Annotated in this window: 2 protein-coding genes; one reads left to right on the plus strand and one right to left on the minus strand. The window is 46.5% G+C overall.

From position 1 onward, the window contains the following. The coding region (locus tag HG543_RS54850) for a hypothetical protein (protein WP_211194828.1) at positions 1 to 203 on the plus strand (203 nt) is incomplete at its 5' end. Positions 204 to 289: 86 nt separating this feature from the next. On the opposite strand, the gene HG543_RS54855 is transcribed toward HG543_RS54850, so the two are convergent. Next, a partial coding sequence (locus HG543_RS54855; protein WP_211194829.1) for a hypothetical protein occupies positions 290 to 471 on the minus strand: 182 nt, incomplete at its 5' end.

Consider the following 471-nt stretch of genomic DNA (forward strand, 5'->3'; position numbering starts at 1 on the left):
CAATAAATTGCGTCCCCGTTCACCGTTTTCGGATGGGAAGAACGCCGGAAACAGGACTTACCCTGGCTGAATGGCGTGAATTTTCGCGCTATGCACTTGCGTGCATACTCATACATGCCGTAAAAACAGAGCCTGCGCGTTTCTGGCGGGTTTTCGGGTGGTTTGTTGCCTGTTTTACCGGTTTCCCGTCAGAAACGCCCTGAAGCCGTTTTAGCGGTGCACGTAATAGGGCTTTATGTTAAATTAAGACTGGTTTGATGTTTAAACTTATAGTGATCTTTTTAGTGTGTTACTCCAATTCGAATAGTACACACCCCTTTCCTGCTGCAGCAATTCGAACTAGCTCATCAACAGTCTTGGACTCAAGATCAAACAGAACTAACTTTGCTTTATTGGGGGTTATCGAGTTACCTGCGGCTGCGGCAATCCGCACGAGCTGATCCACTGTTTTTGTGGATGCACTTAAACGTA

Origin of the sequence: Pyxidicoccus fallax (assembly GCF_012933655.1) — a bacterium.
Taxonomy (GTDB): Bacteria; Myxococcota; Myxococcia; order Myxococcales; family Myxococcaceae; genus Myxococcus; species Myxococcus fallax.